The organism is Lampropedia hyalina DSM 16112 (assembly GCF_900129055.1).
GTDB classification, from domain to species: Bacteria; Pseudomonadota; Gammaproteobacteria; order Burkholderiales; family Burkholderiaceae_C; genus Lampropedia; species Lampropedia hyalina.
On the sequence record NZ_FQUZ01000017.1, the window covers coordinates 57,907 to 66,754 of the forward strand.

General features: G+C 56.2%; 14 protein-coding genes. All 14 read right to left on the reverse strand.

The genetic code is table 11. From position 1 onward, the window contains the following. Nucleotides 1–117: 117 nt before the first annotated feature. Nucleotides 118–1,236 (reverse strand): FecR family protein, encoded by a 1,119-nt coding sequence (locus BUE21_RS08375; protein WP_073356230.1) that lies wholly within the window; start codon nucleotides 1,234–1,236, stop codon nucleotides 118–120. A gap of 48 nt (nucleotides 1,237–1,284) precedes the next feature. After that, complete coding sequence (locus BUE21_RS08380) at nucleotides 1,285–1,827, reverse strand: RNA polymerase sigma factor (protein ID WP_073356231.1); 543 nt, start codon at nucleotides 1,825–1,827, stop codon at nucleotides 1,285–1,287. A gap of 314 nt (nucleotides 1,828–2,141) precedes the next feature. After that, nucleotides 2,142–2,411: a 30S ribosomal protein S17 gene (gene rpsQ / locus BUE21_RS08385; protein ID WP_073356232.1), complete on the reverse strand. Its 270-nt coding sequence runs from the start codon at nucleotides 2,409–2,411 to the stop codon at nucleotides 2,142–2,144. A 9-nt stretch (nucleotides 2,412–2,420) separates the two neighbouring features. Next, nucleotides 2,421–2,645 (reverse strand): 50S ribosomal protein L29, encoded by a 225-nt coding sequence (rpmC, locus tag BUE21_RS08390; protein ID WP_073356233.1) that lies wholly within the window; start codon nucleotides 2,643–2,645, stop codon nucleotides 2,421–2,423. Nucleotides 2,646–2,659: 14 nt separating this feature from the next. Continuing rightward, entirely contained in the window at nucleotides 2,660–3,076 is a 417-nt protein-coding gene (gene rplP, locus BUE21_RS08395) for a 50S ribosomal protein L16 (RefSeq protein WP_073356234.1), read from the reverse strand. A gap of 2 nt (nucleotides 3,077–3,078) precedes the next feature. After that, a complete protein-coding gene (gene rpsC, locus BUE21_RS08400; protein WP_073356235.1) occupies nucleotides 3,079–3,933 on the reverse strand; it encodes a 30S ribosomal protein S3 in 855 nt (284 codons plus the stop codon). A 17-nt stretch (nucleotides 3,934–3,950) separates the two neighbouring features. Next, nucleotides 3,951–4,283 (reverse strand): 50S ribosomal protein L22, encoded by a 333-nt coding sequence (gene rplV / locus BUE21_RS08405; RefSeq protein WP_073356236.1) that lies wholly within the window; start codon nucleotides 4,281–4,283, stop codon nucleotides 3,951–3,953. A 9-nt stretch (nucleotides 4,284–4,292) separates the two neighbouring features. Further along, entirely contained in the window at nucleotides 4,293–4,568 is a 276-nt protein-coding gene (gene rpsS / locus BUE21_RS08410) for a 30S ribosomal protein S19 (protein WP_073356237.1), read from the reverse strand. 10 nt (nucleotides 4,569–4,578) lie between these two features. After that, on the reverse strand, nucleotides 4,579–5,406 hold the full coding sequence (gene rplB / locus BUE21_RS08415; protein WP_073356238.1) for a 50S ribosomal protein L2: 828 nt from the start codon (nucleotides 5,404–5,406) through the stop codon (nucleotides 4,579–4,581). A gap of 2 nt (nucleotides 5,407–5,408) precedes the next feature. After that, nucleotides 5,409–5,744: a 50S ribosomal protein L23 gene (gene rplW, locus BUE21_RS08420; protein ID WP_073356239.1), complete on the reverse strand. Its 336-nt coding sequence runs from the start codon at nucleotides 5,742–5,744 to the stop codon at nucleotides 5,409–5,411. Then, nucleotides 5,741–6,358 carry a 50S ribosomal protein L4 gene (gene rplD, locus BUE21_RS08425; RefSeq protein ID WP_073356240.1) on the reverse strand — a complete coding sequence of 206 codons (618 nt, stop codon included), beginning with the start codon at nucleotides 6,356–6,358 and terminating at the stop codon, nucleotides 5,741–5,743. Before rplD ends, rplW begins: the two co-directional genes overlap by 4 nt. Next, nucleotides 6,358–7,032, reverse strand: a complete 675-nt coding sequence (gene rplC, locus BUE21_RS08430; RefSeq protein WP_073356241.1) for a 50S ribosomal protein L3 — start codon at nucleotides 7,030–7,032, stop codon at nucleotides 6,358–6,360. The genes rplD and rplC overlap by 1 nt, the downstream gene beginning before the upstream one ends. 269 nt (nucleotides 7,033–7,301) lie before the next feature. After that, nucleotides 7,302–7,613 carry a 30S ribosomal protein S10 gene (gene rpsJ / locus BUE21_RS08435; protein WP_073356242.1) on the reverse strand — a complete coding sequence of 104 codons (312 nt, stop codon included), beginning with the start codon at nucleotides 7,611–7,613 and terminating at the stop codon, nucleotides 7,302–7,304. Nucleotides 7,614–7,639: 26 nt separating this feature from the next. Next, nucleotides 7,640–8,830 (reverse strand): elongation factor Tu, encoded by a 1,191-nt coding sequence (gene tuf / locus BUE21_RS08440; RefSeq protein WP_073356243.1) that lies wholly within the window; start codon nucleotides 8,828–8,830, stop codon nucleotides 7,640–7,642. Nucleotides 8,831–8,848 lie beyond the last annotated feature (18 nt).

Genomic DNA, 8,848 nt, shown 5'->3' on the forward strand with positions numbered 1-8,848 from the left:
TTCCTGTTAATGAAGACGGATGAGAGAACGCTATGCCGGGTATGTTCAGGTCATTTATTTGTATTTAGTTGAAATTTTTGGACATGTGGCTCATCGTAGATGGTGTGAAGACCTCCCCTAACGAAGCGCAAGGTGGTATTGCCCGGCTCCTTGTGAGTGCAAGCGCACAGGCAATGCACCCGTCAGTAGTCTGCGTACTGCTTCCGGCTCATGCGGATTGAAAGTTCCGCTCAAACGCAATTGTGCGGCTCCTGGATCCATGCTGATGATGCCGGTATCGGCATAACGCCCCAGCTCCAAGAGTGCCTGCTGCAATGGTGCATTGCGGAAACTGATGCGTTGCTGCCGCCAGTCCGAAAACTCTCCCACAGCAACAGTCGCCACTTCAGGGGCCACCATACCCGGCCCTATGGCAATCTTCTCTCCTGCCTGGAGCTGGTAGGTGGCACCATCCATCTGCTCCATCCATTCACCTTGGGCATTGCGCACGCCTTTGTGTACACGTACAGAACCCTCTTCCACAGCAACGGTAACCGCCTCCAAGCCTTGCAGGCCCGGTGTATAGCGCACCGTAAAGCGAGTGCCTGTAACCGTAATCCGTACATCATCGGCCGTTATCAGAAAGGGCCGTTTCACATCTTTGCCGACAGCAAAAAATACCTGGCCTTTGTGGAGCAAGATTTCACGTCGATCCCGGTAAAAAGTGGCCTGCAATTTGGTATGCGTATCCAGTTCCAGAATCGAGCCATCGGGCAGTTCTGTAGTCTGTGATTGGCCTCTCTGCGTCTGAAAATGTTGTTCATACAGTGGCTGCACCTGCCAGACACTCCAGCCCAACCACCCCACTGAAGCCAATACGCTGCCAGCGACCATCGTATGCAGTGTGCGGCGAAAAAAATTTCGCCTGGCCGTCAATCCGAGCATGGCAGGTGCTGTTGGCGTTTCAGACTCCAACAAGGCAGCTGTTTCACCCACAGCCGCATTCGCAATGGCCCTATCGGATGCAACCTGGGCACGCAAGCGAGCCATGGCATCCGTGGGCATTTGATCCATCAATTGCCAGTCCAGCTCCCATTGAATGTAGGCATCGCGGTTGGCTGGGTTGGCTGTCAGCCATTGCTGAAAGGCGTGCTCATCCTGCGGTGACCATTGCAACAGATTCTGTCTGCGTAAAAACCAGTATGCCAGCTCCTGATAGCTGGTATCGGCATCCTCCGGGCTTGGTCTGGTGGGCATGGGATAATATTTTTTTGATCGTGGTCACGGGTATGAAGCCCAACAGCTTCAATCTTCATTCTGCATGCGAAGGCCATCGAGCTGCTGAAGTGCTTTCATGCACGCACGCATCGCCACCTCAAGATAACCTTCCACGGTACGCACACTGATATTCATTTGCTCCGCCACTTCGGCACGGCTCAAACCTTCCAGCTTATAGAGAACAAAAGCCTCGCGCACCCTCGGCGGCAATCGGGCCACAGTAGTCTCTATGACCGCAAGGCGTTGCTTTGCATCCAGAATAACCTCTGGCTGACATGCAGAGGGAGCCGGATATTGGTTTGCCCCATCTTCCATATCGTCGTCATAAACTTCATGCACCTGGCTGCGCGTATGCTCTCGACGATAATGGTCAATCAGAAGATTCTGAGCCACTTTATAAAGCAGCTTGCGTGGTTCCTGCACATCCTGTATCGCACCAGAATAAACGCGGGCATAAGTTTCCTGTGCAAGATCTGCCGCAATGGTTCGATCCGAAACCCTGCGACTGAAAAAATTCAGCAGTTCCTTGTAGTAGTGCTCAAACACAGAATTTTCACAATCGGGCATCATGCAGACGAATAGCCCAGACAGACTGGGGACACAAAAAATCTATAAATAAGAATTCTTTACGAATTGATGATTATATAAACAAGTATCACGGCATACCATCAATCGGATTCGCTCTGGTCCCACGTCCTGCATCGAATGTGGCTGGCGATGCACCTCCACCAGAGCCAGTACGAAGCTGCATCGGATCCCGGTCGCGATACGAGGATTCAAAAACGCCTGTGCTGAACAAAAAAAGCCCTGCAAGGCAGGGCTTTTTCGGTTATCAGGCAATCCAACTCAGAAAAAACTCTGAGTCAAATCGCCAAAACCATCCATTACAGCAGACCGGCTTTCTGAACCAGACGGGTCGCAACCCAGTTCTTGGTTTTGGAAAGCGGACGGCTCTCGGTGATTTCGATGGTATCACCCAGCTTGTACTCGCCTGCCTCATCGTGGGCGTGGTACTTGCTGGAACGAACCACGATCTTGCCGTAGATCGGGTGCTTCACGCGGCGTTCGACCAGTACGGTGACGGTCTTGGCACGCTTGTCACTGACCACCTTGCCAACCAAGGTGCGCTTGAGGGATTTTTTCTCTTCCGTCATGTTTGCTCCTTACTTGGCGGCTGCCTGCTTTTCAGCAAGAATGGTCTTCGCACGGGCGATGTCACGACGGGTCGTGCGCAGGGTCGAAGTGTTGTTGAGCTGTTGGGTCGCCACTTGCATGCGCAGTCCGAAGTGTGCCTTTTGCAGGGATTTGACTTCCTCTTGCAGGGCGGCAACGTCTTTCTCACGCAAAGCCTGGGCTTTGGTTTGCTTGTCAGCGGTTTGTTTGGCCATCTTGATTCTCCCGATTAAGCACCCAACTGGCGAGCGACGAATGTCGTGCGCAAAGGCAGCTTGGCAGCAGCCAGGCGGAACGCCTCGCGTGCCAGCTCTTCAGGCACGCCGGTGATTTCGTAAATCACCTTGCCAGGCTGGATTTCAGCAACGTAGTAATCGGGGTTACCCTTACCATTACCCATACGCACTTCAGCAGGCTTGGTGGAAATGGGCTTGTCGGGGAACACACGAATCCAGATACGTCCACCACGCTTGACGTGACGGGTGATCGCACGGCGGGCAGATTCGATCTGACGGGCTGTCAGACGACCGCGATCCGTCGATTTCAGGCCGAACTCACCAAACGCAACCGTGTTGCCACGGGTTGCGATACCGGTGTTGCGACCCTTTTGCTCTTTGCGGAATTTGCGGCGAGCAGGTTGCAGCATGGTTATTCTCCTTGTCCGTCCGCAGCTGTAGCGGGCGCGCTGGTTCTAGGAGCACGCTTAACGGCGGTAGATGCATCGGCGCGAGCCTCTGCGGGTTTATCACTGCCATCCACCGGAGCGGCATTGCCACCACGGCGAGGCGCACCACGACCGGCACCAGGACGGCGACCACGCGGACGACGTTCATCGTCGGCACGCGGAGCTTCCACCACGGCGGGCAGATCGGTACGTCCCAGGGTATCGCCCTTGTAGACCCACACCTTGACACCAATGATGCCGTAGGTGGTGGAGGCTTCGGAAGTGGCGTAATCGATGTCGGCACGCAGGGTGTGCAGAGGCACGCGGCCTTCGCGATACCACTCGGTACGCGCAATTTCAATGCCGTTCAGACGACCGGCAGACATGATCTTGATGCCCTGTGCACCCAGACGCATGGCGTTCTGCATGGCACGTTTCATGGCACGGCGGAACATGATGCGCTTTTCAAGCTGCTGGGTGATGCTGTCAGCAATCAGCTGGGCATTCACTTCGGGCTTGCGCACTTCCTCGATGTTCACGGCAACCGGCACGCCCAGCAGGCTGGCCAGTTCCTTCTTCAGGTTCTCGATGTCTTCGCCCTTCTTGCCGATGACCACACCCGGACGAGCCGAGTAAATGGTGATGCGGGCATTCTTGGCAGGACGCTCGATCAGCACACGGGCTACCTGTGCATTCTTGAGCTTCTTCTTCAGGAAGTCACGAACCTTGATGTCTTCAGCCAGCTTGCCTGCAAAATCATTGTTGCTGGCATACCAGCGGCTGGACCAGTCACGGCTAACCGCCAGGCGGAAACCGGTAGGGTTGATTTTCTGTCCCATAGTATTCCTCTGGTTGATTAGTAACCCACAGTCACATAAATGTGGCTGGTAGGCTTGCTGATGCGGTTGCCACGACCCTTGGCGCGAGCGGTGAAACGCTTGAGCGTCGTACCTTGCTCGACATAAATGGTCTTGACGCGCAGTTCGTCAATATCGGCACCATCGTTGTGCTCGGCGTTGGCAATCGCCGACTCCAGCACTTTCTTGATGATGACAGCCGCTTTTTTCTGCGTGAATTGGAGGGTATTCAGAGCCTGATCGACTTTTTTGCCACGGATCAGATCCGCCACCAGGCGGCCCTTGTCCACAGACAGGCGAACACCACGAAGAACAGCACGTGTTTCAGACATGGTTACTCCTTACTTCTTGGCTTTTTTGTCACCAGGGTGGCCCTTGAAGCTGCGTGTGAGTGCAAACTCACCGAGCTTATGGCCAACCATCTGGTCAGTCACATACACAGGCACATGCTGCTTGCCGTTGTGCACCGCGATCGTCAGACCGATGAACTCAGGCAGCACCATGGAACGGCGCGACCAGGTCTTGACCGGCCGCTTATCCTTGGTGGCCAGGGCTTTCTCGACCTTGGCAACCAGGTGATGGTCAACAAACGGACCCTTTTTCAAGGAACGAGTCATTTGCTACCCCTTACTTCTTGCGACGCGACACAATGAACGTTTGTGTACGCTTGTTGTTACGGGTTCTGTAGCCCTTGGTCAGATTACCCCAAGGATCCACAGGATGACGGCCTTCTCCGGTTTTGCCTTCACCACCACCATGCGGGTGATCGACCGGGTTCATTACCACACCGCGCACGGTGGGGCGAATGCCCAGCCAACGTTTGGCACCGGCCTTGCCGTAGCGGCGCAGGCTGTGCTCTTCGTTGGCCACTTCACCGATGGTGGCGCGGCATTCAATGTGAATCCGGCGCACTTCACCCGAGCGCAGGCGAACCTGGGCGTAAACGCCTTCGCGGGCCAGCAGGGTTGCGGAAGCACCAGCGGAACGCGCAATCTGCGCACCGGCACCGGGTTGCAGCTCAATCGCGTGGATGGTGGAACCCACTGGGATGTTGCGGATCGGCAGTGTGTTGCCCGCCTTGATCGGAGCCTCGGAACCGGACAGCAGGGTTGCGCCCACTTCCACGTTGCGAGGAGCCAGGATGTAGCGACGTTCGCCATCGGCATACACCACCAGGGCAATGTGTGCGGAACGGTTCGGGTCGTACTCGATGCGTTCGACCTTGGCCGGGATGCCATCCTTGTCATTGCGACGGAAGTCCACCACGCGATAGTGGTGCTTGTGACCACCACCCTTGTGGCGTGTCGTGATGTGGCCGTTGTTGTTGCGACCCGACTTCTGGAATTGCGGCTCCAGCAAAGGGGCATGGGCAGCACCCTTGTGCAGGTGATCGCGGGAAATCTTCACCGCGCCACGCTGACCTGGAGTTTGGGGTTTGAGTTTGATAACAGCCATGATTAAGCAGCCTCTCCTGACAGGTTCAGTTCCTGACCTTCCTTCAGGCGGACATAGGCCTTGCGAACATGGTCACGGCGACCGATGGTCTTGCCGAAACGCTTGCTCTTGCCCTTGATGTTCACCACCGAAACGCCTTCGACTTCCACCTTGAACAGCAACTCGACCGCCGCCTTGATTTCAGGCTTGGTCGCATCGCGCAATACCTTGAATGTCACGGCATTGGACTGTTCGGCAACGAATGTGGCTTTTTCGGAAACGATGGGAGCGACCAGCACCTGGTACAGGCGGCCTTCGGCAAACTGACGCTCTTTGGGGGTTGGATTGACGCGACTCATGCGAACATCTCCTTGAGCTGATCGATGGCACCCTTGGTCACCAGCACTTTCTTGAAGTACACGAGTGCATAGGGACTGACTTCACGCGGCTCGATCACATACACATTGGGCAGGTTGCGGGAAGCCAGCTCCAGGTTCTCATCGAGGTTGTCGGTGATGACCAGAACAGAGTCCACGCTCCAGGATTTGAGCTTGGAAGCAAAACCCTTGGTCTTGGGCGAATCCAGCTTGATCTCTTCCACAGCCACCAGACGGCCATCGGCCACCAGCTTGGAGAAAATCGAAGCCATACCCACGCGGTATTGCTTTTTATTGACCTTGTGCGAGAAGTTTTCGTCGGGCATGTTAGGGAACACACGACCGCCCCCACGCCACAGTGGCGAGGAAGTCATACCGGCACGTGCATTGCCAGTGCCTTTTTGACGGAAAGGCTTCTTGGTGGAGTGACGAACCTGCTCACGATCCTTCTGGGCACGGGTACCCTGACGGGCATTGGCCTGGTAGGCCACCACGAGCTGGTGGATCAACGATTCATTGTAGTCACGACCAAACAGGGCTTCAGGCGCATCCAGCTGGGATGCCTGGCCTTGGTCATTCAGAAGTTCGATCTGCATCAGTTCGCTCCTTCTGCCTTGGTTGCTTTCACGGCAGGACGCACAGTCACAAAACCACCCTTGGAGCCAGGAACGGCACCCTTGATCAACAGGAGCTGGCGAGCCTCATCCACACGGATGATGTCCAGATTCTGCGTGGTGACGGTTTCGTCGCCCAGATGGCCGGTCATGCGCTTGCCGGGGAAAATACGACCGGGATCCTGCGCCATACCGATGGAGCCAGGAACGCGGTGCGAACGGCTGTTACCGTGGGATGCGCGCTGGGAACCGAAGTTGTGACGCTTGATCGTACCGGCAAAACCCTTACCGATGGAAGTGCCCTGCACATCCACCTTCTGGCCTACGCTGAATACGGCAGTCACAGGAACGGCAGCACCAGCGGCATACTGACCAGCGGTTTCTGCGGTGACACGGAATTCACGGATGATTTCGCCTGCTTCGACACCAGCTTTGGCCAGATGACCGGCTTGGGGCTTGGTGACACGAGAGGCCTTGCGCGCGCCAAAAGTGACTTGCAGCGCAGAATAACCATCGTTTTCTTGGGTTTTGACCTGGGTCACACGGTTGTTCGACACATCCACCACAGTGACGGGAATGGATTCCCCGTCATCGGTAAAGATGCGTGTCATGCCAACCTTGCGCCCCAGCAACCCCAGGGAGTTACTCAGACTCATGTTATTGCTCCAAAACTCCCACCACAGCCACTGCAATTGGCGGCTTGCGTTGCAGACCCTGCGATTTGCAGACGATCTGCATGGGAGAAGGTTAAAGAAAACTCCGCTGGTTTTTCAATTTACCCCGAATGAACAAGGCAGTTTTCATAAAAACCATGCGAAGCCGCTGATTATATGCTTGTTTGACCACAGCATGCAAGCCCCATGAAAGGCAAAAATGCCGATGCGGTTTTCACCACATCGGCATCGCACAGATCAGAAAAACCGGCTTATTGCAGCTTGATTTCCACGTCCACGCCGGCTGGCAAATCCAGCTTCATCAGGGCATCGACGGTCTTGTCGGTCGGATCGACGATGTCCATCAGTCGCTGGTGGGTGCGGATTTCCAACTGGTCGCGGCTGGCCTTATTGACGTGCGGCGAACGCAGAATGTCGAAACGCTTGAGGCGGGTTGGCAGCGGCACGGGGCCTTTGACAATCGCGCCGGTGCGCTTGGCGGTATCCACGATTTCAGCAGCCGATTGGTCGATCAGCTTGTAGTCGAATGCCTTGAGGCGAATACGAATTTTTTGCTTGCTCACTTGCTTGTGTCCTTTCGTATTCCAACTCAGGCGATGATGGTGGCGACGACGCCGGCACCGACGGTACGGCCACCTTCACGGATGGCGAAACGCAGACCTTCTTCCATGGCGATGGGAGCGATCAGCTTGACGGTGATGGAGACGTTGTCGCCAGGCATGACCATTTCCTTGCCTTCGGGCAGGGAGATGGAGCCGGTCACGTCGGTGGTGCGGAAGTAGAACTGCGGGCGGTAGTTGGCGAAGAATGGGGTGTGACGACCGCCTTCATCCTTGGACAGCACATACACTTCGGCGGTGAATTCGGTGTGGGGCTTGATGGTGCCGGGCTTGGCCAGAACCTGGCCACGCTCCACGTCTTCACGCTTGGTGCCGCGCAGCAGCAGACCAACGTTGTCGCCAGCCTGACCCTGGTCCAGCAGCTTGCGGAACATTTCCACGCCGGTGACGGTGGTCTTTTGCAGATCACGGATACCGACGATTTCGATTTCTTCGCCGACCTTGATGATGCCGCGCTCGATACGGCCAGTCACCACAGTACCACGACCGGAGATGGAGAACACGTCTTCCACGGGCATCAGGAATGCGCCGTCCACAGCACGCTCGGGCGTGGGGATGTAGGTGTCCAGGGCTTCGGCCAGCTTCAGGATGGCGGCTTCGCCGATTTCGCTCTGGTCGCCTTCGAGGGCCAGACGGGCGGAACCACGGATGATGGGGGTGTCGTCGCCGGGGAACTCGTACTTGTCGAGCAGCTCACGCACTTCCATTTCGACCAGTTCCAGCAGTTCTTCGTCGTCCACCAGGTCGGCCTTGTTCAGGAACACGATGATGTAGGGAACGCCGACCTGACGGGACAGCAGGATGTGCTCACGGGTTTGGGGCATGGGGCCGTCGGCAGCGGAACAGACCAGGATCGCGCCGTCCATCTGGGCGGCACCGGTGATCATGTTCTTGACGTAGTCGGCGTGACCGGGGCAGTCCACGTGGGCGTAATGGCGGTTTTCCGTTTCGTACTCGACGTGCGAGGTGTTGATGGTGATGCCACGGGCCTTTTCTTCAGGCGCGTTGTCGATCTGGTCGTAGCCTTTGGCTTCGCCGCCGAACTTCTTGGACAGCACGGTGGCGATCGCTGCGGTCAGCGTGGTCTTGCCGTGATCGACGTGACCAATCGTTCCCACGTTCACGTGCGGCTTCGTGCGCTCAAACTTTTCTTTTGCCATTTCTATACTCCGAAAGAA

Bases quoted from the DNA above. Each gene is read 5' to 3' on its own strand.
- BUE21_RS08375 (WP_073356230.1), bottom strand. From the start codon at position 1,236: ATGCCCACCAGACCAAGCCCGGAGGATGCCGATACCAGCTATCAGGAG.
- BUE21_RS08380 (WP_073356231.1), bottom strand. From the start codon at position 1,827: ATGATGCCCGATTGTGAAAATTCTGTGTTTGAGCACTACTACAAGGAA.
- rpsQ (WP_073356232.1), bottom strand. From the start codon at position 2,411: ATGACGGAAGAGAAAAAATCCCTCAAGCGCACCTTGGTTGGCAAGGTG.
- rpmC (WP_073356233.1), bottom strand. From the start codon at position 2,645: ATGGCCAAACAAACCGCTGACAAGCAAACCAAAGCCCAGGCTTTGCGT.
- rplP (WP_073356234.1), bottom strand. From the start codon at position 3,076: ATGCTGCAACCTGCTCGCCGCAAATTCCGCAAAGAGCAAAAGGGTCGC.
- rpsC (WP_073356235.1), bottom strand. From the start codon at position 3,933: ATGGGACAGAAAATCAACCCTACCGGTTTCCGCCTGGCGGTTAGCCGT.
- rplV (WP_073356236.1), bottom strand. From the start codon at position 4,283: ATGTCTGAAACACGTGCTGTTCTTCGTGGTGTTCGCCTGTCTGTGGAC.
- rpsS (WP_073356237.1), bottom strand. From the start codon at position 4,568: ATGACTCGTTCCTTGAAAAAGGGTCCGTTTGTTGACCATCACCTGGTT.
- rplB (WP_073356238.1), bottom strand. From the start codon at position 5,406: ATGGCTGTTATCAAACTCAAACCCCAAACTCCAGGTCAGCGTGGCGCG.
- rplW (WP_073356239.1), bottom strand. From the start codon at position 5,744: ATGAGTCGCGTCAATCCAACCCCCAAAGAGCGTCAGTTTGCCGAAGGC.
- rplD (WP_073356240.1), bottom strand. From the start codon at position 6,358: ATGCAGATCGAACTTCTGAATGACCAAGGCCAGGCATCCCAGCTGGAT.
- rplC (WP_073356241.1), bottom strand. From the start codon at position 7,032: ATGAGTCTGAGTAACTCCCTGGGGTTGCTGGGGCGCAAGGTTGGCATG.
- tuf (WP_073356243.1), bottom strand. From the start codon at position 8,830: ATGGCAAAAGAAAAGTTTGAGCGCACGAAGCCGCACGTGAACGTGGGA.